Origin of the sequence: Streptomyces sp. NBC_00523 (genome assembly GCF_036346615.1) — a bacterium.
In the GTDB taxonomy this organism is placed as follows: Bacteria; Actinomycetota; Actinomycetes; order Streptomycetales; family Streptomycetaceae; genus Streptomyces.
In genome coordinates this window covers 2,543,523-2,566,854 of record NZ_CP107836.1, presented here as the reverse complement: position 1 = coordinate 2,566,854, position 23,332 = coordinate 2,543,523, and the positions used below count along the sequence as shown (strand labels likewise).

At 72.4% G+C, this 23,332-nt stretch carries 19 protein-coding genes; 6 read left to right on the top strand and 13 right to left on the bottom strand.

Annotation, left to right across the window (positions count from 1 at the left end; all coding sequences use genetic code 11):
* Positions 1–6: 6 nt before the first annotated feature.
* Entirely contained in the window at positions 7–1,614 is a 1,608-nt protein-coding gene (locus tag OHS17_RS11520) for a carboxyl transferase domain-containing protein (protein WP_018105734.1), read from the bottom strand.
* A 118-nt stretch (positions 1,615–1,732) separates the two neighbouring features.
* On the opposite strand from OHS17_RS11520, the gene OHS17_RS11515 reads away from it, so the two are divergent.
* Both OHS17_RS11515 and OHS17_RS11510 read left to right on the top strand, forming a co-directional pair.
* Entirely contained in the window at positions 1,733–2,359 is a 627-nt protein-coding gene (locus OHS17_RS11515) for an SACE_7040 family transcriptional regulator (RefSeq protein WP_330312091.1), read from the top strand.
* Between the two features lie 52 nt (positions 2,360–2,411).
* Entirely contained in the window at positions 2,412–3,194 is a 783-nt protein-coding gene (locus OHS17_RS11510; protein ID WP_330312090.1) for a phosphatase, read from the top strand.
* A 24-nt stretch (positions 3,195–3,218) separates the two neighbouring features.
* Here OHS17_RS11510 and OHS17_RS11505 read toward each other — a convergent pair whose 3' ends face one another.
* From OHS17_RS11505 to OHS17_RS11495, 3 genes are read right to left on the bottom strand one after another with little or no spacing between them, the layout of a single operon-like run.
* Positions 3,219–4,190 (bottom strand): cation diffusion facilitator family transporter, encoded by a 972-nt coding sequence (locus tag OHS17_RS11505; RefSeq protein ID WP_330312089.1) that lies wholly within the window; start codon positions 4,188–4,190, stop codon positions 3,219–3,221.
* 57 nt (positions 4,191–4,247) lie between these two features.
* A complete protein-coding gene (locus OHS17_RS11500) occupies positions 4,248–5,120 on the bottom strand; it encodes an acyl-CoA thioesterase (protein WP_330312088.1) in 873 nt (290 codons plus the stop codon).
* A 16-nt stretch (positions 5,121–5,136) separates the two neighbouring features.
* Positions 5,137–6,294 (bottom strand): acyl-CoA dehydrogenase family protein, encoded by a 1,158-nt coding sequence (locus OHS17_RS11495; RefSeq protein WP_330312087.1) that lies wholly within the window; start codon positions 6,292–6,294, stop codon positions 5,137–5,139.
* Positions 6,295–6,503: 209 nt separating this feature from the next.
* Here OHS17_RS11495 and OHS17_RS11490 point away from each other — a divergent pair, with 209 nt between their 5' ends.
* Positions 6,504–7,457, top strand: coding sequence for an Imm49 family immunity protein (locus OHS17_RS11490; protein WP_330312086.1), 954 nt, complete (start codon positions 6,504–6,506; stop codon positions 7,455–7,457).
* Between the two features lie 11 nt (positions 7,458–7,468).
* Here OHS17_RS11490 and OHS17_RS11485 read toward each other — a convergent pair whose 3' ends face one another.
* From OHS17_RS11485 to OHS17_RS11445, 9 genes are all read right to left on the bottom strand, one after another.
* Entirely contained in the window at positions 7,469–8,332 is an 864-nt protein-coding gene (locus tag OHS17_RS11485; RefSeq protein ID WP_330312085.1) for an immunity 49 family protein, read from the bottom strand.
* Complete coding sequence (locus OHS17_RS11480; RefSeq protein WP_330312084.1) at positions 8,329–11,016, bottom strand: hypothetical protein; 2,688 nt, start codon at positions 11,014–11,016, stop codon at positions 8,329–8,331. The genes OHS17_RS11485 and OHS17_RS11480 overlap by 4 nt, the downstream gene beginning before the upstream one ends.
* A complete protein-coding gene (locus tag OHS17_RS11475; RefSeq protein WP_161212596.1) occupies positions 11,013–11,438 on the bottom strand; it encodes a DUF6507 family protein in 426 nt (141 codons plus the stop codon). Before OHS17_RS11475 ends, OHS17_RS11480 begins: the two co-directional genes overlap by 4 nt.
* 27 nt (positions 11,439–11,465) lie before the next feature.
* Complete coding sequence (locus OHS17_RS11470) at positions 11,466–11,786, bottom strand: pore-forming ESAT-6 family protein (protein WP_018105964.1); 321 nt, start codon at positions 11,784–11,786, stop codon at positions 11,466–11,468.
* Between the two features lie 60 nt (positions 11,787–11,846).
* Positions 11,847–12,179 (bottom strand): hypothetical protein, encoded by a 333-nt coding sequence (locus tag OHS17_RS11465; RefSeq protein ID WP_330312083.1) that lies wholly within the window; start codon positions 12,177–12,179, stop codon positions 11,847–11,849.
* A 160-nt stretch (positions 12,180–12,339) separates the two neighbouring features.
* Complete coding sequence (eccCa, locus tag OHS17_RS11460; RefSeq protein WP_330312082.1) at positions 12,340–16,350, bottom strand: type VII secretion protein EccCa; 4,011 nt, start codon at positions 16,348–16,350, stop codon at positions 12,340–12,342.
* 52 nt (positions 16,351–16,402) lie between these two features.
* Positions 16,403–17,545 (bottom strand): MinD/ParA family ATP-binding protein, encoded by a 1,143-nt coding sequence (locus OHS17_RS11455; RefSeq protein WP_330312081.1) that lies wholly within the window; start codon positions 17,543–17,545, stop codon positions 16,403–16,405.
* 64 nt (positions 17,546–17,609) lie between these two features.
* The gene (gene eccD / locus OHS17_RS11450) at positions 17,610–18,950 is read right to left on the bottom strand and encodes a type VII secretion integral membrane protein EccD (protein ID WP_330312080.1); all 1,341 of its coding nucleotides are present in this window, start codon (positions 18,948–18,950) and stop codon (positions 17,610–17,612) included.
* Between the two features lie 85 nt (positions 18,951–19,035).
* A complete protein-coding gene (locus OHS17_RS11445; protein ID WP_330312079.1) occupies positions 19,036–19,293 on the bottom strand; it encodes a hypothetical protein in 258 nt (85 codons plus the stop codon).
* 204 nt (positions 19,294–19,497) lie between these two features.
* Between OHS17_RS11445 and speB the strand changes: the two genes are divergently transcribed.
* The 3 genes from speB to OHS17_RS11430 all read left to right on the top strand — a co-directional run bounded on the left by speB (position 19,498) and on the right by OHS17_RS11430 (position 23,278).
* On the top strand, positions 19,498–20,466 hold the full coding sequence (speB, locus tag OHS17_RS11440; RefSeq protein WP_330312078.1) for an agmatinase: 969 nt from the start codon (positions 19,498–19,500) through the stop codon (positions 20,464–20,466).
* Positions 20,463–22,148 carry a thiamine pyrophosphate-binding protein gene (locus OHS17_RS11435; protein ID WP_330312077.1) on the top strand — a complete coding sequence of 562 codons (1,686 nt, stop codon included), beginning with the start codon at positions 20,463–20,465 and terminating at the stop codon, positions 22,146–22,148. The genes speB and OHS17_RS11435 overlap by 4 nt, the downstream gene beginning before the upstream one ends.
* Before the next feature lie 170 nt (positions 22,149–22,318).
* Positions 22,319–23,278, top strand: coding sequence for a serine hydrolase (locus tag OHS17_RS11430; protein WP_330312076.1), 960 nt, complete (start codon positions 22,319–22,321; stop codon positions 23,276–23,278).
* The last annotated feature ends 54 nt before the right edge of the window (positions 23,279–23,332 follow it).

The window sequence follows — 23,332 nt, the reverse complement described above, 5'->3', positions numbered from 1 at the left end:
TCTTCCTCACATCCGGAAGACGCCGAAGCCGGCGTCGCCCAAGGGCGCGTTGGCGCACGCGGTCAGGGCGAGCCCCAGCACCTGCCGGGTCTCCAGCGGGTCGATCACCCCGTCGTCCCAGAGCCGCGCGGTGGCGTAGTACGCGTTGCCCTGGGTCTCGTACTGCTCGCGGATCGGGGCCTTGAAGGCCTCCTCGTCCTCGGCGCTCCAGTCGTCGCCCAGCTGGTCGCGCTTGACGGTGGCGAGGACGGAGGCGGCCTGCTCGCCGCCCATGACGGAGATCTTCGCGTTGGGCCACATCCACAGGAACCGGGGGCTGTAGGCCCGGCCGCACATGGAGTAGTTGCCCGCGCCGTAGGAGCCGCCGACGACCACGGTCAGCTTGGGGACCCGGGTGCAGGCGACGGCGGTGACCATCTTCGCGCCGTGCTTGGCGATGCCGCCGGCCTCGTAGTCCCGGCCGACCATGAAGCCCGAGATGTTCTGCAGGAAGACCAGCGGGATGCCGCGCTGGTCGCACAGCTCGATGAAGTGCGCGCCCTTCTGGGCGGACTCGGAGAACAGGATGCCGTTGTTGGCGACGATCCCGACCGGGTGGCCGTGGATGTGCGCGAAGCCGGTGATCAGCGTCGTGCCGTACTCCGCCTTGAACTCGGCGAACCGCGAGCCGTCCACCACCCGGGCGATCACCTCGCGCACGTCGTACGGCGTACGCGAGTCGACCGGGACCGCGCCGTACAGCCCGGCCGGGTCCACCTTCGGCTCCTCGACCGGCCGCACCGACCAGGGCAGCGCGCCCCGGTCCGGCAGCGTCGCCACGATGTTCCGGACGATCCGCAGCGCGTGCGCGTCGTCCTCCGCGAGGTGGTCGGTGACGCCCGACGTACGGGAGTGCACCTCGCCGCCGCCCAGCTCCTCGGCCGTGACGACCTCGCCGGTGGCGGCCTTCACCAGCGGCGGGCCGCCCAGGAAGATCGTGCCCTGGTTCCGGACGATGACGGCCTCGTCGCTCATCGCCGGGACGTACGCCCCGCCCGCCGTGCAGGAACCCAGCACCGCCGCGATCTGCGGGATGCCGGCCCCCGACATCCGGGCCTGGTTGTAGAAGATCCGGCCGAAGTGCTCGCGGTCCGGGAAGACCTCGTCCTGCATCGGCAGGAAGGCGCCGCCCGAGTCCACGAGGTACAGGCAGGGGAGACGATTCTCCAGCGCCACCTCCTGGGCCCGCAGGTGCTTCTTCACGGTCATCGGGTAGTACGTGCCGCCCTTGACGGTCGCGTCGTTCGCGACGACCACGCACTCCCGGCCGCTGACCCGGCCGATCCCGGCGATCACCCCGGCGGCCGGTGCCGCGCCCCCGTAGAGCCCCTCGGCCGCCAGCGGGGCCAGCTCCAGGAAGGGCGAGCCCGGGTCGAGCAGGGTGTCCACCCGCTCCCTGGGCAGCAGCTTGCCGCGCGCCACATGCCGGGCGCGGGCCCTCTCACCTCCGCCGAGCCTGGCCGTGGCGAGCCGCTTGCGCAGCTCGTCGGCGAGCGCGTGATGCGCCGCCTCGTTGGCCTGCCAGGCCGCCGAGGCGGGATCCGCCGCGCTCGTCAGCACCGGTGCCTGCTGCATCGTGTCGAGCCCCCTTGCCCGTACCGCGCCGTTCCGATCGCCAACGCCACCGTGTTAATGAGCGTTAACGTGATCACAGGTTAACGAGCGCTAACCCGCCTGTCTAGAATGGCTGCTCATGAGCACCCATGCCGCCGCCCGCGTCGCGGCCCCCACCCGCCGCGAGCAGATCCTCCGGGAGGCCGCCCGGCTCTTCGCCGAGCGCGGCTTCCACGGTGTCGGCGTCGACGAGATAGGCGCCGCCGTCGGCATCAGCGGCCCCGGTCTCTACCGGCACTTCCCCGGCAAGGACGCGATGCTCGCCGAGCTCCTCGTCGGCATCAGCGAACGGCTGCTGGCCGGCGGGGAGCTCCGGGTGTCCGAGGACGCCGCCTCCGGCGACGGATCGCCCGAGGCCCTGCTGGACGCGCTCATCGAGGGCCACATCGACTTCGCCCTCGACGACCGCCCCCTGATCACCCTGCACGACCGGGAGCTGGACCGCCTGCGGGACACCGACCGCAAGCGGGTGCGCCGGCTCCAGCGGCAGTACGTCGAGGTGTGGGTCGCCGTCGTCCGCGACCTCTACCCGGACCTGCCCGAGCACGAGGCCCGGGCCGCCGTCCACGCGGTCTTCGGCCTGCTGAACTCCACCCCGCACCTGGGCCGTCCCGGCGCGCTGCCCGGGCGCACCGAGACGGCGGCGCTGCTGCACCGGCTGGCCCGGGGCGCCTTCGCGGCGGCGGGGGAGCGGCAGGGGGACTGACCGGCCTCCGGACCGCCGGGACGCCGGGCACGCGTCACGGCACAATGGCCCCATGCCGATACCCAGCCGCGCCGCCCTCGTCGAGCACCTCGTCCGTACGCGCATCGCGGGGGACGTCGCCACCCCGCGCGACAACAACCTGGCCCACTACCGCAGCCTGGCCAACGGGGACCGGCACTACTGGCTGGGCCTGGAGCTGGGCGACCGGTGGCGCGACGAGCAGGACGTGCTGGCCGTGATGGCCGAGCGGTGCGGGGTCAGCGACGATCCGGAGCACCGGTTCGGGCAGGACACCATCGACCCCGAGCTGACCGTCGACGCCCTGGAACGGGCCGCCGCCCGGCTCCGCAAGGCCGTCGAGAGCGCCGAGCGGGTCCTCTTCGCCACCGGCCACCCCGGCGGCCTGCTCGACGTCCACCGCCAGACCGCGCAGGCGCTGCGGGCGGCCGGCTGCGAGATCGTCCGCATCCCGGGCGGGCTGATGGCCGACGAGGGCATGGTCTTCCAGTTCGCGGACGTCGCCGTCCAGGAGCGCGGCGCGACGCTCTGGCACACCCACTCCCCGGCCCCGATGGCCGCCATCCTCGACGGCCTGGAACGCGAGGGCCGCCCGCTGCCCGACCTCGTCGTCGCCGACCACGGCTGGGCCGGATGCGCCGCGCAGCGCGGCCTGGACGCCATCGGCTACGCGGACTGCAACGACCCCGCGCTGTTCCTCGGCGAGTCCGAGGGCACCCTCCAGGTCGCGATCCCGCTGGACGACCACGTCCTGGACCCGCGCTTCTACGACCCGATGACGGACTACCTGCTGGACGCGGCCGGGCTGCTCCGATGACCGGGCCTCAGGAGCCGCCGGGCTTCAGGAGCCCTCCCCCTCGGCCGCGCGGGCCCGGCGGCGCGCCTCGCGGCCCGACGTGGGGTCCAGGTAGACCCGCTTGATGGACGCGTACCGCTGCCGCAGCCGGCGCTCGGCCTCCTCGCAGGCCGTCTCGACCTGTTCGGCGGTGACGGTGTCCCGGAAGTCCACCTTCGCGGCGACCAGGATCTCGTCCGGCCCCTGGATGAGCGTGGTCAGCTCCAGTACGGAGATGAGGTGGTCGACGCCGAGCAGCTCCTCCCGGATGCCGTCGCGCATCGGCGCCGACACCGGCCGCCCGATCAGGAGCTGGATGTTGGACTTGCCGAGCACCCACGCCACGTACACCAGCAGCACACCGATCAGCAGTGAGGCGATGCCGTCCCAGACCCCGGACCCGGTCAGCTGGCCGCCGAGCAGGCCGCCCGCCGCGAGCAGCAGGCCGAGCAGGGCCGCCGAGTCCTCCATCACGACGGCCTTGACCGCGGTGTCCGGGGTGCGCCGGAAGTAGTGCCGGGCGGGCGCGCCCAGCTCCTCGGCCTCCTGGCGGACCTGCCTGAGCCCCGTTCGCAGCGAGAAGCCCTCAAGCAGGAAGGCGACGACGAGCACGAGGTACGAGATCAGCGGCGAACCCAGGTCCTCGCCCGCGAGCAGCGTGTGCACCCCGTCGTAGATCGAGAAGACCGCGCCGCCGACGAATGTCGCGACGGACGCCAGCAGCGCCCAGATGTACCGCTCGGGGCCGTACCCCAGCGGATGGTCCTCGTCGGCCGGCTTCTCGCTGCGCTTGAGCGCGGTGAGAAGCAGGACCTCGGTCACGGTGTCGGCGACGGAGTGGGCCGCCTCGGAGAGCATCGCGCTCGACCCGCTGATCAGCCCGGCGACCGCCTTCGCCACGGCGATGCCGAGATTGGCCAGCGCCGCGACGACGACGGTGAACGTGGACCCCCCGCCACTGCTTTTCGCGTCAGTCATGCCGGTGAGTATGTCCGCGCCCGGCCCGCTCATGTCCGACGCGCGGCCGGGGGCCGGTCACCGGGGGACCCGGACCACACCCTCCTGGATGACGGTGATCGCCAGGCGGCCGTCCTGGGTGTAGATGCGGGCCTGGCCGAGGCCGCGCCCGCCGGACGCGGACGGCGACTCCTGGTCGTACAGCAGCCACTCGTCGGCCCGGAACGGCCGGTGGAACCACATCGCGTGGTCGAGGCTGGCCCCGACGACGTCCCCGACCGCCCAGCCGCCGCGCCCGTGGGCGAGCAGCACGGAGTCGAGCAGCGTCATGTCGGAGACGTACGTGGCCATGCAGACGTGCAGCAGCGGGTCGTCGGCCAGCTTGCCGTTGGTACGGAACCACACCTGCGACCTGGGCTCGCGGGGTTCGCCCACCGTGCCGAACGGCGGCGCGTCCACGTACCGCAGGTCGACGGCTGCCCGCGCCTCGACCAGCCGGTCCACCATGCCCGGGTCGCTGAACCGGTCGGCGTGGCGCGGCAGCATCTCGGCGGCGGTGGGCAGCGTCTCCGGGTCGGGGGCGGGCGGCATGGCCGCCTGGTGCTCCAGCCCGTCCTCGTACGTCTGGAAGGACGCGGAGAGGTGGAAGATCGGCTGTCCGTGCTGGACGGCGACGACCCGGCGGGTGGCGAAGGAGCGGCCGTCGCGGATGCGGTCCACGGTGTAGACGATCGGCGCGCCCGGGTCGCCCATGCGCAGGAAGTACGCGTGCAGCGAGTGGGCGGACCGGTCGGCGGGGACGGTGCGGCCCGCGGCGACGAGCGCCTGGGCCGCGACCTGTCCGCCGAAGACCCGGGGCACGACCGCCGAGCGGCTGGTGCCCCGGAAGATGTCCTGCTCGATCCGCTCCAGGTCGAGCAGATCGAGCAGGGAATCGAGTGCGGTACTCATGGGAGTCGGGCGGTCCCTACAGGCCCATGGACTTGGCGATGATCGACTTCATGACCTCGCTGGTGCCGCCGTAGATGCGGTTGACGCGGTTGTCCGCGTACAGGCGGGCGATCGGGTACTCGTTCATGAAGCCGTAGCCGCCGTGCAGCTGGAGGCAGCGGTCGATCACGCGGTGCGCGACCTCGGTGCAGAACAGCTTCGCGGAGGCGGCCTCGGCGGCGGTCAGCTCACCGGCGTCCAGCGCCTCCAGCGCGCGGTCGGCGACGGCCTGGGCCGCGTCCACCTCGGCCTGGCAGGCGGCCAGCTCGAACTTGGTGTTCTGGAACGAGGCGACGGTCTTGCCGAAGACGGTGCGCTCCTGGACGTACTCCTTGGCGAACCGCACGGCGGCGGCGGCCTGGGCGTACGCGCCGAAGGCGATGCCCCAGCGCTCGGAGGCCAGGTTGGTGCCGAGGTAGCCGAAGCCCTTGTTCTCCTCGCCGAGCAGGTCCTCGGCGGGCACCTTGACGTCCACGAACGCCAGCTCGGCGGTGTCGGAGACCTTCAGGCCCAGCTTGTCGAGCTTGCGGCCGACGGAGTAGCCCTCGGACTTGGTGTCCACGGCGAACAGCGAGATGCCGAAGCGGCGGTCGTCCTCGCGCGGGGCGGAGGTGCGGGCGCAGACGATGACGCGGTCGGCGTGCACGCCACCGGTGATGAACGTCTTGGCGCCGTTGAGGACGTAGTGCGTGCCGTCCTCGGAGAGCTTCGCGGTGGTCTTCATGCCCGCGACGTCCGACCCGGTGCCCGGCTCGGTCATCGCGAGGGCCCACATCTGCTCGCCGGTGACGAACTTCGGCAGCCAGCGCTTCTTCTGCTCGTCGGTGGCGAGCATCTTGATGTACGGCAGGCCGAGCAGCGTGTGCACGCCGGAGCCGCCGAAGGAGACGCCGGCCCGGGCGGTCTCCTCGTAGATGATCGCCTCGTACTTGTGCGAGTCGATGCCCGCCCCGTCGTACTCCTCGTCCACGTTGATCCCGAAGACGCCCAGCTCGCCGAGCTGCTGGTAGAACTCCCGCGGCGCCTGCCCGGCGGCGAACCACTCGTCGTACACGGGCACGACCTCGGCCGCGATGAAGGCCCGGATGGTCTCCCGGAACGCCTCGTGGTCCTCGTTGAATACCGTACGGCGCACGGGGTGCCTCCCTGGTCGGCTACGTCTGCTGCGACTTCTGGTGCTACGTCTTCCGGAGCATGGCTAAGCGCTTGCTCAGTCATGGTTAAAAGTTACCCGGCGGTCACGGGGCTGTCCAGGGTGATGCTGAGCACGCGGGGACGGCCGGTCGGTAGGGTGATGCGCGACCTGCGCCCGGCCGGACACGAGCGAGACGAAACGGTGGAGCTGTGCACATCGAGCGGCATGTGATCGACGAGGCACGCGTCTCGGCTGCTCGGGACGGATTCGAGGGGCAGATCGGCGGGCTGGTGCGGACCATGTCCTCGGAGCGGATGACCGCCAACGACTGGTCCCTGCTGGCGGGGGAGTTCCTCGACCATCTGGGCGCGCTGTCCGTACGCCACCCCGCCCTCGACACCCCGCAGGCGGAAGCCGTCCTCCGCGCCGCGGAACAGGCGGCGACCGGCGCCGTAGCCTTCGCCGCGTACTTCCCGGGCCACCCCTTCACGGTCTCCCTGGACTACGTGAACTTCGGGGTGTCCTACGACGCGGGCGCGGACGGAAGCCCTGTTTCCCTTGGCGCGTCCGACTGGCTCGACGCCTTCTGCCTGGCGGTGCTCACGGATACGGTCGAGCGCCACCGCGAGGCGTTCTACCACGCGCGGCACCCTCGGGAGGAGGCCCGCTTCCCCGTGGACGCGCTCGCCGACGGCCTCATGGCGTACGTACTGGGGGACCTGGGCGACGACGAAGACGCGGACTACCCGCCCACGGAGGCGCAGGTGCTCGCGGCGATCGACGGCGGGCTCGCCCGGATCCGCGCGTTCGTCGCCGAACTGGGGAGCGATGTCGGGGGCCGCCCCGATTACCTCGCCCTTCTCGCGCTGCGCGGCCTCGCGGCCGGGGACGGGGAGGCATTCGACGCGGCGTTGGGCCGGCTACTGCTGACGTACAGGTCGTTCGGCGAGGTCAGCACCCACCCCCGCTCCCTCCTGCCGCTCACACCCCTGGCGCTCGCCGCCCTGGCCCACCGTCGCCGGGACTGGGCGCCCGCCGTGGACAGCGACTACCTTCCCCGCACCGTGATCACGGGCCGCAAGGCGAGCGGCCCCGCGAACCGGGCGGACATGGTCGCCGCGCTGCGTTCGGGAGCGGAACTCTTCGGACGCCCCGCCGAGTAGCGCGGTTGCCGTCAGGTGGGGAATTCCCCGATCCAGGTGCGCTGGAGGAGGTGGTGGGGGAGGTAGTCGGATTCGATGTCGAGGGGGAAGTCGGCGTCGTGGGCGAGGCAGGCGATGGCGAGGGGGCCGAGGGCGATGCTGCCGTTGATGTCTGTGGTCCGGTCCTCGGTGAGGGTCCAGTAGGCCTTGTGGAGTTTCAGCGCGTCGGCGAGGGCGGGAGAGAAGCCGTCTCGGTCTTGGCGGACGTAGTGGTAGAAGAGGTTGATGGGTGGGTAGAGGGTGCCATCCATCAGATCTCGGGGGGCGATCTGTGCGACGGCCGGGTCGGATGCCTCGATGGTGGCGATGAGCTTGTCGGCGAGGCCGGGGCCGCGGAGCCACCAGGTCTGGAGGGTGTCGACCCAGTGGTAGATGTATTCGTCGTACTGCCCCTGAGGTGACCGCAGCCGCTCCAGAGGAATCTCGCTGAGCTGCGTCATCCGTTCCTGGTCACGGCAGATGACGGCCAGCCAGAAGCCGGACAGCCAGTTGCCCGCGTCGGCCGTGGACAGTGGCCCGGCGGCGGGGATGGTGCGTAGCTTCCGGTTGATCCGGCACTCGACGGTTCCCTCGTTCACCGCGCTCGCGGCGAACAGGGCCGAAGTGACCTGCATGGCGTTGACCGTGGCTTCCCACGTCTCCACCTTGGAAGCTCGCGGATCGATGGCACAGCGGGCACGGAAGGCCAGAAGGGAGGACCTGCACGTGAGGTCGATCAGGGCTGTCGACGCCTCCAGTTTGTCGATGTCCCGGACCAGGCGCTCGCTCAGCCGGTTGGCCAGTGTCTCCGCTTCGGCTCCTCTCTGGAGGTCGTGGCGGGTAATAGCTACCGTCATGAAAGGGTCCCCTTGCTGATGTCGAACCGCCGATACCGGTAACCAGTGTACCGGCCCGAATTTTTCTCCCCCTTGACTACAACGTATTCTAGGTCGCCGCTCTCCAGCGCCCTTCTTATGGCGTCGGACGCTGCTGTTTCATTTCGCATGTCCATTTTCTCAAGGATGTCAAAGAAGTACTCCTTGCTTCCTTGGGAAACCTTCTTACCGTCCGGAAGGGTTCGCTGGCCGAGCTCTGTGCCGGTACTGCTCTTCGCCTCGATGACGACCACGCGGCCGTCCTCGTGTATCCACACCTGGTCGAACTGGTCGTTCCCATTCTTGGGGCCGCGCAGTTCCTGCCGTTCGAAGTCGGGATAGCGTTCCGCTATGAAGTGATGCTCGGCTGCCGCCTCCCCGAACGCTTCGGCTGCATCGCCCATGTCCGTGTGGGTTTGCTTGTAGGCGTCGGTCGTCTCTTTTAGGAGCTGGCCGGACTCGAAGTCGTCGTGGGTTTTGTGGAGGCTGCCGGCCTCCGCTTTCCACTTCTCCATGAGGTTGTCGAGCTGGATGGCGGCGAATCGTTTTTGGGCCGCGACATCAAGAATTCTGAGCCTGACGCGACTGGTGACCGTGTCCGCCCGCACGCGGATGTAGTCGGGGTCGAGGAAATGGGGTTTGGGCGGCGCGGGGGCGTCCTTGGCGCGGACCCACGGGCCGTTGTCCACCAGCTGTGTGAGCTGCGGAGGCGCGTATCCACTCGCGTCCAGGACATCGGTGTCCCTGCGGGTGCCATCCTTTCTGTAATAGTGCTCGCGGTACCCCGACTCCTCGTTCGCCCGATAGACCTGGATCTCCTCGATCTGCTCCCGGGTCAGCGAACCCCGTTTGCCGTACGGGTTCGGGCCGTCGGCCATGAATGCGGGACGGGGCACCCGGGGATGCGTCGGTCCCGAGGGCCCGCCGGAGCCGGAGCCCGAGCCGCCGCCCCCGTGGCCCGAGGGGAGCGCGCCGCCGGAACCCGGACCGGACGGATGGCGGGTCGGTCCGGGGACGCCGCTGTCGCCGGTATGTCCTCCCCCGCCGCCCGCATGGTGGGCCGCCTGGTCCGACGACCTTCCCGCCCCGGCCAGCGCCTCCTCCGGCGTGGCCGAAGCCCGTACCCCCGTCCCCTCCTGCCGGGCCGCCGAGTGGTGCTGGAGCAGGGTGCCGTCCTCCGCGAGGACGTTGCCCGGGCGGTCCAGGTAGACCGTGTTGCCGGCCTCGTCCGTGCCCTTGAGCACGTTCTCGGGCAGGGCCGTCGTGCCCTCGGGGAGTTTGAGGGATCCCTCGGGGATGCGGAGGGCGCCCTCAGGGGGGTGTACGCCCTCCGGGAGGCGGACCACGCCGTCGCCCAGGTCCAGGGCTCCCGGGGGGATCTCCGCGCCGGCCGGGAGCTTGAAGGAGTTGGCCGGGATCTCGAATGCGGCCTCCGGGACCGCCGCGCCCTCCGGCAGGTGCAGGGTGCCGTCCTGGAGCTTGAACGCGCCCTCCGGGAGGGTGATCGTGCCCTCGGGGAAGGTGGGTATCTCGAGCTGCCCCAGGCCCTTGAGCGCCGCCAGGCCGTCGCCGATCTTCGTCAGGCCCATGCCCGCGCCCTTGAAGACGTACGTCATCGGGTCCACGACCCGGCCCACCTTGCCCACTGTGGACAGGGCCTTCGCCGCGACGGCCGCCTTTCCGGCGCCGGAGGCCGCGCCGCCCGTGCCGCCGGTGAAGATCGTCGTGACGACGTTGAACGCCACCGCGCCCGTGGCCCGGGACGGGTTCTCGCTCCACTGGTCCCAGGCCAGCAGCGCCTTGCCGGTCTCCTTCATCGCGGTGCGGGACTCACGCAGGTAGGAGGGGAGTTTGTCGTCCGGCAGGGTCCAGTACAGGCCGGCCAGCGGCGTGCCGGAGATCGCCAGGCCCGTGGCGAGCTTCCCCAGGCCCGACCACGCCTGCTTGGCGGAGTCCCACCCGTCGGTGCCGACCAGGGTGCCCAGGCCCTTGATCGTGCCCCAGACGCCGTCGACGAAGAAGCCCTTGGCGAAGTCCCAGGCGTGTTCGTGGAGTTGCCACCAGGGCTTGGACTCCTGGACCGGGTCGCCCCAGGGCAGGCCCTCGGCGTGCTTGAGGGTCTCGGCGTCGTAGCCGTACGTGCCCTTCTTGCCGGAGCCGTCGTCGGTCTTCAGCGCGGGCCCGCCGACCAGGGCGACGATCTTGTCGTGGCAGGTCCGCTCCACGGCCTGGAACGCCGCCCACGTCTCGGCGATCTCGTCGTGGCGACGGTTGTTCTCCTCGACCAGGTCCCCGTCCTCGCGCCACTTGTCGTCGTCCTTGATCTGGACGACGAACGCCTCGGCCTCGCGCTTGAGCTCCTTCAGCTTCTCGACCAGCGGGTAGGCGTCGGACGCGTACGTGGACAGCGCGGCCGTGATCGTCTCCAGCTCCGACTTCAGGGAGGTCCCCCGGTCCGCGACCGGTTTCGTGGTCGCGAAGAGCTGGTCGGCCTCCGGCGCCTTGTAGAACGCCTGGAGGCCGCCGAAGGTGCTGTGGACGTCACCGGCGGCCGTGGCGGTCGACGCCGCGCTCTTCGTCAGCGTGGTCACGCTGGTGTCCAGCAGGGCGAGGTTGCCGGTGAAGACCGGTATGCCGGACGGGGTGACCGCCTCGTTCTTGCTCACTTGCCCGCCCGTATGTCCTTGAGCACGTCCAGGCGGACGGACTTGGCGGCGTCCTGGGCCCGCTTGGCCGTGTCGAGGTCGCCCTCCACGTACTCGCTCGTCGCCGTCGCGGCGCCCAGCACGGCGGCCTGGATGCGCTCCGCCATCGACTTCAGCTGCGGCTTGCGCTCCGTGATGTACGTGCCCAGCGCCGCGGCCACCGGCCCGAGGGTGGGGTGGGACAGGGGCTCCGCCCCCACCGCCACCGGCCCGGCGACCGGCAGCGACGCCGCCGAGCCCGGTACCGCCGTGCCCGCGTGCGTCGCCGCCTCCGACATCGCGGTGACCATGGAGTTCAGCGCCTTCTCCAGGTCACCGGCGTGCGTGCCGACCTTCTTCAGCTGCCCCTGTACGCCCTGCGGTTTGATGTCCCAAGCCGTCACCGGCCGCCCCCCCCGGAGTCGTGAACGTCAGCCGATGTTGTCGACGGCCGCCTTGGCGCGGGCCAGGGTCTGGTGCGCCGTGCCGTCGTTCTTCTCCAGCGTGGAGCGGAGGAGGTGGATGATGTTCTTGACCTCCTGCGAGGTCGCCTGCCAGCGGAGTTCCTTGCCGTGGTAGTCGTCCGCCACGCCGTCCGCCGTGAAGTCGGCCATCGCGGCCTTGACCTGGCCGTCCCGGGCCGTGATGACCAGTTCGAGCTGGGCGATCACCGTCTGGAGGCTGCCCTGCACCTCGGTCGATGCGCCGGTGTCGTACGACCGCCGGTCCGTGTTGCCGCCGTGTCCTGCCATGACTCTTGTCTCCCCGTCAGGAATGTGTACGGATGCGTCGAAGGTGCCGGTGGTGCCGGCTCAGCGGCCGCCGAAGCGGGCCGCGTCGAAGTTGGCCGAAGCCATCTGCGTACGGGCGTTCTCGCCCTGCTCCTGCTCGCCCGAGCCGAACGCCGCGTCCATGCCCTGCTGGCCGCCCAGGATGCCGGAGAGCGAGGCGTTCAGCGCCGCGGTGATCTCGTCGGAGCGGTTCTTGAAGTCGTCGAACGCGGCCTTGCCCGCGCCGTTGAACTTGCCCTCCAGCGGCTCCGCCGCGGCGATCAACTGCCGGATCAGCGTGGTCAGATCGGTGCTGGAGCCCTGCGAGTGCTTGAGCAGCGTCGTCAGGACCGTGGACCCCATGTCGAACTTCATCGGCTTCCCCCATGCGTCGGACCTCGAACGGATGTATCCGTCCCAGCGTCATGTCTATCAATCCGCGCGTCGCTACTGCAATCTGCAATCGGCCATATCGTCACGGTGACAGGGCGAGCCGACCGGTGACCCCGTCGGCCGCGCTTTGCGAAGTGGTACGTCAGTGCGGCACGTACACCGTCTGCGTCAGCCGGTTCGGGCGCCCCCGCTGGATGAACACCCCACGTCCCGCCGCCTGTTGGGTCGCGTACACGCCGGGGAAGAGCTGGCCCTCGCTGCGGTCGCCGGACATCACGAGCGCCGAGGCCCCCGACTCCCGCAGGCTCTGCACCACCGGCTCGTACATCCCGCGCGCCGCCCCCGCCACGCGCCGCGACAGCACGAAGTGCAGACCGATGTCCACGGCGGACGGGATGTACGGGAGGAACGCGGCCAGCGGCGACTGGCCCGCGGTCGTCAGCACGTCGTAGTCGTCCACCAGGACCACGATGCGCGGGCCCTGGCCCCAGCTGCCCGGCTCCAGGTCCTCCAGGCGGGCGTTCTCGTCCGGCAGCCGCTTCTCCAGCTCGGCGGAGATCGCGGCCGAAAGGCCCATGCAGAGCTTGGAGTTGTACGCGTAACCGCCGTTCAGCTCCTCCGGGACCACCCCGCGCAGCGAGCGCCGGGGGTCCATCACCGCGAAGACGAGGTCGTCCTCGCCGTAGCGGTCGGCGAGCCCCTGCGCGACCGCCCGCAGCAGGTTCGTCTTGCCGCACTCGCTGTCCCCGAGCACCAGCAGGTGCTGGTCGTGGCCGAACAGGTCGAGCAGCACGGGCGCCAGGGCCGACTGGTCGAGGCCCAGCGGCACCCGCTCCGGCTCCGCCGCCCGGCCGGGCAGCAGGTGCGGTTCGAGCAGGTGCGGCAGCACCCGTACCGGCTGGGCGACCTCGCCGTGCCAGGTGGCCCGGACCGTGCGCGTGGCGCGTTCCAGGACCGCGCCCAGCTCCGTCGTCTCCGCGACCCCGTCCGTGCGGGGCAGGGCGACCTGGGCGAAGAGCTTGCCGTCGGTGAGGACGCGGCCCGGCTCGTCGGGGGAGAGGGTCTCGGCCAGCTTGCGGTCGATGCTCGACTCGCCCGGGTCGTTGAGCCGCAGCTCCACGCGGGTGCCGAAGTTGGACTGGATCGCGATGCGCACGTCGTTCCAGCGGAGCATCCCGGCGACGACGTGGATGCCGTAGCCGCCGCCCCGCTTGAGGATGTCCGCGACCGCGTCGTCCAGCTCCTCGAAGTCGTCGCGCAGCGCGCCGAACCCGTCGATGACGAGGACGATCTCGGCGGACGCCAGCTCCGGCAGACGGCCCGCCGCGTGCAGGGTGCGCAGCTGCTCGACGGAGTCGATGCCGTGCTCGCGGAACAGCTCCTCGCGCAGCGCGAGCATCGCCCGCACCTCCTCGACCGTGCGCGCCGCCCGCTCCCGGTCGGCGCGGCCGGCGACGCCGCCGACGTGCGGCAGCTCGGCGAGGGCCTGGAGGCCGCCGCCGACGAGGTCGAGGCCGTAGACGCCGACCTCCTGCGGGGTGTGCGTGAGGGCCAGGGAGAGGACCAGGGTGCGCAGCAGCGTCGTCTTGCCGGACTGCGGGCCGCCGATGACGGCGGCGTGCCCGCCGGCCACCGTGAGGTCGAGCAGCCACTGCCCCTGCCACTGCTTGGCCGGGTCGTCCAGCAGCCCGAGCGGCACCAGGAGCGGGCCGCGCTGCCGGGTGCCCGGCCGCCCCGCGTCCGGGCGCACCCCGGCCAGCCGCATCCCGCGCGGCCCGGCGTCCAGCGGTCCGGCGACGGCGTCCAGGGTGATCGCCGGGGGCAGCGGGGGCAGCCAGATGCTGCGTACCCCGGGCGCCGCACCGGTCAGCTGGTCCACCATGACCGCGAGTTCGGTCGGCCCGGTCTCGCGGCGGCGGGCCGACGGCTCACGGTCCTGCGGGCCGCTCTCCGGCCCGGCGAGGGTGTTGTACGCGTCGTACGGGAGGGCGAGCGGCCCGGTCTCCTCCTCGTCGGCGCTCCGCACGGGCCCCCGGTACGCGCCGGAGACGTAACCCGCCTTGAAGCGGGTGTAGTGGCTGGTGTCCACCTTGAGGAAGCCGAAGCCGGGCAGCGGCGGCAGGTGGAAGGCGTCCGTGGTGTCCAGGACCATCCGCGACTCGTCGGCGGAAAAGGTGCGCAGGCCGAGGCGGTACGAGAGGTAGGTCTCCAGGCCCTTGAGCTTGCCGCTCTCGATGCGCTGGCTGGACAGCAGCAGATGCACCCCGATGGAGCGGCCGATCCGGCCGATGGACAGGAACAGGTCGATGAAGTCCGGCTTGGCGGTGAGGAGTTCGCCGAACTCGTCGATCACCACGAACAGGTGCGGCAGCGGTTCCAGGTCCGGCCGCTTCTGCGCGCGCAGCGCCGTGTAGTCCCCGATGTCCGCGACGTTGCCCGCGTCCTTCAGGGCCTGCTGGCGGCGCTTGACCTCACCGGCGAGCGAGGAGTGCACGCGCTCGACCAGGCCCGCCTGGTTCTCCAGGTTGGTGATGACCCCTGCCACGTGCGGCAGGTCCGCGAACGGGGCGAAGGTGGCGCCGCCCTTGTAGTCGACCAGGACGAGCGCCAGGTCCTCCGGCGGATGGGTGGCCGCCAGGCCGAGGACCAGGGTGCGCAGCAGCTCCGACTTGCCGGAGCCCGTCGCGCCCACGCACAGCCCGTGCGGGCCCATGCCCAGCTCGGAGGACTCCTTGAGGTCCAGGAGCACCGGCTCGTGCGCGTCGCTGATCCCGATCGGCACCCGCAGGAAGGCCCGTTCGCCGCGCGGCGCCCACAGCCGGTCCAGGTCCAGCGCCGCCACGTCCTGGATGCCGAGCATCGCGGCGAACTCGACGGGCCCGGCCAGCGGCGCGTCGGCCAGGGACTCGGCGGACAGCCGCAGCGGGGCGATCATCCGGGCCAGGCCCTCCGCGAAGGGCACCCCGACCTCGTCCACCGTGCCGTGCGACTCGACGGTCTCCGTCGCGCGCAGGTCCTCCACCACGACGTCGGTGCCGTCCACGGTGAGGCGGACATTGACGTGGTCCGGCTCCTGGACCCGCCGGTCGAGCAGGTGCACCACGGTCACGCCCATCTCGCGCAGCCCCACCGCGTCGTCGGGGCGCGGCAGGTCCACGGCGTCCTCGCCGTGCCCGTCGACCACCACGAGCAGCCGGGAGTTCATCGCGAGCGCGTCCCGCCCGGCCAGGCCCCGGCGCACCTCGGCCGCGTACGAGGCGCGGCGGCGCAGCTCGGGCCCGAGGAGCCGGGCCAGCTGTGCGGCGGAGGGGGCGATGCGGCGGGCGGCGACCGGGCCGTCGGACTGCTCGGGGTCGAGCAGGTGCGGCAGCCACTTGGCCCACTCCCAGTCGGCCATCCGCTCACCGGACGCGGCGACCGCGATCGCCACGTCGTCCGGCGCGTGCAGGGCGGCCGCCTGGACGAGCAGGGCGCGCACGACCCGCAGGCCGTCCTCGCGGGGGCCGATGACGCTGACGTTCCCGGCCCGGTCCAGCGGGACGGTCAGGGGGAGTTCGGTGCCGTTGCGGAACCGCTGCACCACGGCCGACGCCTCGTTGAGCATGAAGAGGTCGGGCGGGGTGAGGACGGACGAGCCCTGCTCGCCGATCCGGAGGTCCCGCAGCGGCATCTCGCCCGTGCCGCCGCGTATCCGCAGGAAGTCGTCGTCGCCCCTGCGCCGCTCCCAGAGCCGGGCCGGGTCGCGCACGATGTCGTACAGGGCGTACGGGGACGGGTTGAGGACGTCCGCCTGCTCGCGCCGGACCCGCTCCTCGGCCGACAGCTCCTCGCGCAGGTCCTCCACATAGGCGAGGTACGCCTCGCGCTGGGTGCGGCGGGTGCGCTGCGCCTTGCCGCGCTGGGAGAGCAGCAGCACCGCCGAGCCGATGACCGTGACGACGAGGATGATCGCGCCGAGCCCGGCGAACTGGCTGTTGCGGACCACCGTCATCATCACCACGGACGACATGACCCCGGCGACCGGGAGCAGCGACATCGCGATGTTCCCGGACTTGCCCTCGGGCAGGTTGGGCGGCGCCTCGATGGTGCGCGGCTCGGAGGGGGCCGCCGGGCGCGTGGTGCGGGCGGGGCGGTGGATCAGGCGGGTGCTCATCGGTTCCGTCCGGGGATCTCGGCCGGGTGGGCGTACGGGCTCGGCACCGGGATCACCGGCGCTTCTGGGACAGCTCGAAGACCTCGGCGGCGAGGCGGGTGGCGGCAAGCCGGGCCGGGCGGGCGAGCAGTTCGGTGCGCAGCGGTCCGCCGGCCGCGAGGTGCCGGTCGTACGGCAGAACGTGGACGCGGGCGCCGGCCGAGGCGAGGCGTTCGGCCGCCGCGTCGACGTCGATGCCGGGGCGCGGGGTCGTCACGGAGAGCGCGACGACGGTGCCCTCGATGACGTGCGCGGGGAGCGCCCGCAGCCACTGGAGCACGGAGTACGTGCTGGTCACGCCGTCGAGCGTGGCGGGCGCGGCGATCACCCGGGCCTGCGCGGCGGACAGGGCGACCCGGGCGACCTCGGCGGGCAGCGTCTCGCAGTCCACCACGGTCACCCCGAAGTAGCGGCGCAGGGCGACCATCACCCGTTCGTACGTGACGGTGTCGACCATGGCCCCGATCCGGCCCTGGCTGCCGGGCAGCAGCCAGGCGTTGTCCGGGAGCTGGACGAGATAGCCGGTGACGTCGAGCAGCGACATCTGCGGCACCGCGATGTCCGCCAGGTCGGCGGTGGTCCACCGCAGTGCCTCGGCGCCCAGCCGCAGCGGCAGCGAGCCCAGCGCCGGGTCGGCCTCCACGAGGAGGACGGGGTCCTGCCGGTAGTGCGCGTACGTGGTGCCGAGCAGCGCGGTCACCGTGGTCTTGCCGGCGCCGCCCCGGATGGACGTGACCGCGATCTGCCGCCCCGTCGTCACCGGCTGCTGGAGCACCTCGGCGGTACGGGTGAGCGCGGCGACCTCCCGGGCGGCGGACCCGGAGACGATACGGCGCACGGCGCGCGCGGCCCGTAGGGCGACGGCCTCACCGCGCACCGGCCGCCGCGCCACGGCGGCCATCGCCTTGTCGATCACCGGGAGCGAGTCGGGGGTGGGGGGAGGCGCGGGCGTCCCGGGCCAGGCGCGGGCTGCGGGGGCCTGGGCGTGGGCATGGGCGTGGGCCGCCTCGTGCGCGGCGGGGCCCTGCGCGGTGGGCTCGGGGCGCGCGGGCGGCACCGAGGGGCGCGGGTCCGCCGGGGTCCCGGCCCCGGCCGGCCCCGTGCTCTTCAGGTCGCGCAGGAGGTCGCCCTGCCAGTTGTGGTCCGCGTTCGGCATGTCTGCCCTTCTTCGCCGCTTCGATGCCCCGCCGGGAGCGCCCGCGTGTGTGGTCTCGGAGTCGTCAGAACTTGTTCAGCAGTTGCCCGTAGACGCCGAACACCCCGACGGCGAGCGGGAAGAGCCCCACGACGCCGATGGACTCGATCAGGTCCGCCGTCCGCCGCAGCCGCACCCGTACGTGCTCCGGCGGCTCCGCCACCAGCGCGAGCAGGGGCAGCAGCGCGGCCGCGCACAGGACCGCGACGGGCCCCCCGCCCCCGGAGTGGTCCAGCCACAGCATCACCAGCCGCACCCCGGTGAACGCGGCGGCGGCGAACAGCGCCACCACCTCCGCGACCAGCGGGAACGCCCGGGCCCGGGACAGCAGCACCACCGCGACCAGGCACGGCAGCAGCACCGTCCACACCGTCGGCCGGTCCGCCGTGGTGAGGAGGTGGCCCCCGGCGGCGGCCGACACCGCCGTGACGAGCGTCGCCAGGGCGAGGCCCCGGTGCGTGGCGGCCAGCGCGTTGCCCACGTCGTGGCGGCTGACCGAGGCGCCGCCCGAGCGGCGGTCGTCCAGCCCCGTGAGGCCCGACGCCATCAGCGCCAGCCGGGGGAGCAGGCCGAGCAGCACCACGGAGAACACGGCCATCACGGCGCCGAGCCGGGCCGGGTCCGACGTGACGGCCGCGACGACCTCCCAGACCCCCGTCATCACGGCCGTGGCCAGCCCGCCGATCAGCCCGCCCCGGCCCAGCGGCGAGAGCAGCCCGAGCAGCACCAGCGACAGGGCGACCGCCCCGGCCACGGCCGCCAGCCGCAGCGCACCGGACCAGTCGTGCGCGTCGGCGGCCGTCCACGCCGTGAGGACGCCGAGCCCGGCCGAGACGAGGAGCAGCGCGGTCGCCAGCGAGCGGTTGCCCCGGCCGAGCCGGGCGACCAGCGCACCGGCCACCACCAGCAGGACCGTGACGCCCGCCAGCGTCCCGGCCAGCGCGCCCAGCGGGAACTCGCGGCGGGCGAGCAGCGCGGCGATCACCGCGAAGACCACGGTCGCCGCGCCCGCGCCGACGCGGCGCGCGGCCGGACGCCAGCGCCAGGTCTGCAGGTCCAGGCTGTCCGCCACCTGGTCCGTGACGTCGTGGACCACCGGGGCCGGCGGGGCCGCGTGGATGCGGACCAGCCGGAGCACGGCACCGTCGCCGATGCCCGCCGAGGCCAGGGTGGCGTCGTGCGGCAGCGCCGAGCCGTCGGCGGTCAGCAGCTGCCGGGTCAGCGGGCGGGACGCGGCCCGGTCGTCCAGCAGCTGGAGTATGTCCGGAAGGAGCTGTCCGACCGGGGTGTCGGACGGCAGGACGAGATCCGCGCGGCGCCGCTCACCGACCAGGGTCACCCGGCTCATCTCCGCGCGGGAAGCCATTGCCGTACTCACTGACGAGAACCAATCATCGCGACGTCCAGGAATGTCGGGGGCAGCAGAGACAACAGGGCGTTCGGGCAGTCGTTCAGTGCGTGGACTGCTGGTACTGCCGCTGCTGCTTCTCCTGCTCGGCCTTCTGCTTGTCCAGGGTGTGCTGGAGGAAGGACCAGCCGACGCAGCCCGCGCACAGCACCGCGGTGATGGCGATGCCCGCGAACACCTTGCCCAGGCGCTCGTCGGCCGTCCGCCGCGCACGGCCGGTGCCGAACAGGAGCGCGTCGCGCATCCGCCGGCGGCGTACTCCCACCGACTCCAGCAGCTGACTGTCGTAATCCCGTGCCATGCGACCCCCCTTTGCCACTGCAACATAAGGCATGGGGTGACGACGGGGACACCTCGGGTGGCCGGATCAGGGGCGCGTGGGGCCGGGGCGTGGCGGTTTCATCCGTTCCGGTGGGTGAGTGGACGAAACGTACACTTCAGTCCGCCCCCGCGGCCGCCTAGCGTCGCCTCGGCACACGCATCCCAGGAAAGGGCACCCCCCGTCATGACCAGCAACGAGACGCCCCGCGGCCCCGTCGACTCCTCGCGCATCCCCCGGTACGCGGGCCCCGCGACGTTCGCCCGGCTGCCCCGCCTGGACGAGGTCGGCACGGCGGACGTGGCCGTCGTCGGGGTGCCGTTCGACTCGGGTGTCTCCTACCGGCCCGGCGCCCGCTTCGGCGGCAACGCGATCCGTGAGGCGTCGCGCCTGCTGCGCCCCTACAACCCGGCGCAGGACGCCTCGCCGTTCGCCCTGGCGCAGGTCGCCGACGCGGGGGACATCGCGGCCAACCCGTTCAACATCGAGGAGGCCGTGGAGACCGTCGAGGCGGCGGCCGACGAGCTGCTGTCCACGGGCGCCCGGCTGATGACGCTCGGCGGCGACCACACCATCGCGCTGCCGCTGCTGCGGTCCGTCGCCAAGAAGCACGGCCCGGTCGCGCTGCTCCACTTCGACGCCCACCTCGACACCTGGGACACCTACTTCGGCGCCGCCTACACCCACGGCACCCCGTTCCGCCGGGCCGTCGAGGAGGGCATCCTCGACACCTCGGCGCTCTCCCACGTCGGCACCCGCGGCCCGCTCTACGGCAAGCAGGACCTCACCGATGACGCCAAGATGGGCTTCGGGATCGTCACCTCCGCCGACGTGATGCGGCGCGGTGTGGACGAGATCGCGGACCAGCTGCGCCGGCGCATCGGCGACCGGCCGCTGTACATCTCCATCGACATCGACGTGCTGGACCCGGCGCACGCCCCCGGCACCGGCACCCCCGAGGCCGGCGGCCTCACCTCCCGCGAGCTCCTGGAGATCGTGCGCGGCCTGTCCTCCTGCCACCTGGTCTCCGCCGACCTGGTCGAGGTCGCCCCCGCGTACGATCACGCGGAGATCACCTCCGTCGCCGCCTCGCACACCGCGTACGAGCTGACGACGATCATGACCCGCCAGATCGCGGAGGCCCGCCAGCAGTGAGTCACGACCACCACGACGAGCGGCCCGAGCTCACCCCGGCGCAGATCGAGGCCGCGCTGAACCCCCCGCCCGGACGCACCGGCGGCGACCTCGTCGTCGAGACGCTGCGCGGGCTCGGCGCGACGACGGTCTTCGGGCTGCCCGGACAGCACGCGCTGGCGCTGTTCGACGCGCTGCGCCGCTCGTCGCTCCAGTATGTGGGGCTGCGCGTCGAGAACAACGCGGGCTTCGCGGCCGACGCCTACGGGCGGATCACCGGCGAGGTCGCCCCGCTGTTCCTGTCCACCGGGCCCGGCGCGCTGACCTCGCTCGCCGCGCTCCAGGAGGCGGCGGCCGCCTCCGCGCCGGTGCTCGCGGTCTCCAGCCAGATCCCGGTGCGCGGTCTGGGCGGCGGGCGCCACGGCCACCTCCACGAGCTGCGCGACCAGCAGGCGTCGTTCCGGGACGTGGTGAAGTCCGTCCACACCGTGCGCGCCGCCTCGCAGATCCCGTCGGCCATCGCCGCCGCCTGGGAGTCCGCGCTGACGGCCCCGCACGGCCCCGTCTGGGTCGAGATCCCGCAGGACGTCCTGGACGCGGCGACCGGGCTGCCCGTCGTCCTCGCCCCGGACGCCACCCCGCGCGAGCTCCACGCCCGCCCGGAGCTCATCGCGGTCGCCGCGCACCTGCTCGCGAACGCCGAGCGCCCGGCGATCGTCGCGGGCGGCGGGGTCGTACGGTCGGACGCGTCCGGGAAGCTGCGGGCGCTGGCCGAGAAGATCAAGGCCCCGGTGGTCACCACGTACGGCGGGAAGGGCGCCTTCCCCTGGCAGCACCCGCTCTCGCTCCAGTCCTGGGTGGAGGACCGGCACGTCACCGACTTCCTGGAGGACGCCGACGTCCTGCTCGTCGTCGGCTCCGGACTCGGCGAACTCTCCTCGAACTACTACACGTTCGCCCCGCGCGGCCGGGTGATCCAGATCGAGGCGGACGCCGGGAAGCTGGAGGCCAACCTTCCGGCGCTCGGCATCCACGCGGACGCCCGCGACGCGCTCGCCGACCTCATCGACGCGGTCGCCCCGCGCGAGGACCCGGCAGCGGCCGACCGGGCCGCCGGGGTGCTCGCCCGGGTCCGGGACCGGATCGTCGGCCAGGGCCGCGACCTGGAACAGGACCTGCTGACCGCGATCCGGACCGCCCTGCCCGACGCCTCGCCCAGCTTCTGGGACATGACGATCCTCGGCTACTGGGCCTGGGCCGCGTTCGACGCCCGCCGCCCGAACACCATGCACTCCGCCCAGGGCGCGGGCGGCCTCGGCTACGCCTTCCCGGCGGCGCTCGGCGCGGCGGTGGCCGACCCCACCCGGCCGGTCCTCGCGGTCTCCGGCGACGGCGGCGCGATGTACTCCGTCGCGGAACTGGCCACCGCCCGGCAGTACGACCTGCCGGTGACCTGGCTCATCGTGGACGACGGCGGCTACGGCATCCTGCGCGAGTACCTCACCGGTGCCTTCGGCGAGACCACCGGTACGGAGCTGGCCCGCCCGGACTTCGCCGCCCTCGCCGCGTCCTTCGGCGTCCCGGCCGTCCGCACGAGCCCCGAAACGCTCGCCGCGGACCTGGCGGAGGCGTTCGGACGGCGGGGCCCCTCGGTCGTCGTACTCCCGGCCCACCTGACGATGTTCGAGCCGACACACCTGTAAGCCGCGCACCCGCAAGCCACACCCGTAAGCCCGCACACCCGCAATTCGACGTACCTGTAACAGGCCCCCGACGGGACCTGTGGCGCGTACAACCTTCCCGCCGCCCGCGAGTCATCTCTTGCGGGCGTGCCGGGGGGCCGCCCGCAGGAATCGTTCAGGGGGAACACACCATGACCACGTCCCGTACCACCGGGCGCCGCCGCGCCGCGCTCTGTGCCGCCGTCGCCGCCGGGGTCCTCGCGCCCGTCGCGCTCGCCGCAGCGCCCGCGTCCGCCGCGACCACCTCGGTGAGCTGCACCTCCGGGCGGGCCGGGCTCGCCGCCCAGCTGACCAAGGACATCACCGCCGCGCTCAAGGGCCGCAAGTCCACCGTCGCGCTCGCGCTCTACGACCGGTCCACCAGCACCACGTGCACGCTGCGCGCGACGACCACGTACGACTCCGCGAGCGTCGTGAAGGCGACCGTGCTGGCCACGCTCCTGTGGGACAACTCCCAGCACAACCGCTACCTCACCCAGCGCGAGATCGACCTCAGCACCAAGATGATCACCAAGTCCGACAACGACGCGACCACCGCCCTGTGGAAGCAGCTCGGCACCACCAAGGTCAACGCCTTCCTCAAGGCGGCCGGGATGACCCACACCGTGCCCGGCTCCGGCGGCTACTGGGGCCTGACCCAGATAACCGCCCAGGACGAGCAGCGGCTGCTCACCCTGCTCACCTCGAAGAACTCCGTGCTCACCGACAGCGCCCGCTCCTACGAGCTGGGGCTGATGAAGAAGGTCGTCTCCTCGCAGCGCTGGGGCACCCCGGCCGGTGCCGTCACCGGGACCACCGTCCAGCTGAAGAACGGCTGGCTGCAGCGCTCCACCCACGGCTGGCGGGTCCACAGCATCGGCGCCTTCACGGGCAACGGCCACGACTACGGGCTGACCGTGCTCACCCAGGACAACAAAACGATGAACGACGGCATCAACACCATCCAGGCCGTCGCCCGGGTCGTCCACAAGGACCTCAACCCGCGCATCATGCACCGCAGGGTCTTCACCGCCCCCGTCGCCCCGCAGGAAGCCGTACCGCCGGTCCCGGAGGCGCCCGCCGGCCGCATGCTCACCGCCAACCCGCGGTAGGCGGCCCGGGGCCTCTCGCCCCGGCTCGGGCCCGTCTCCTACCGGGCCCGAGCC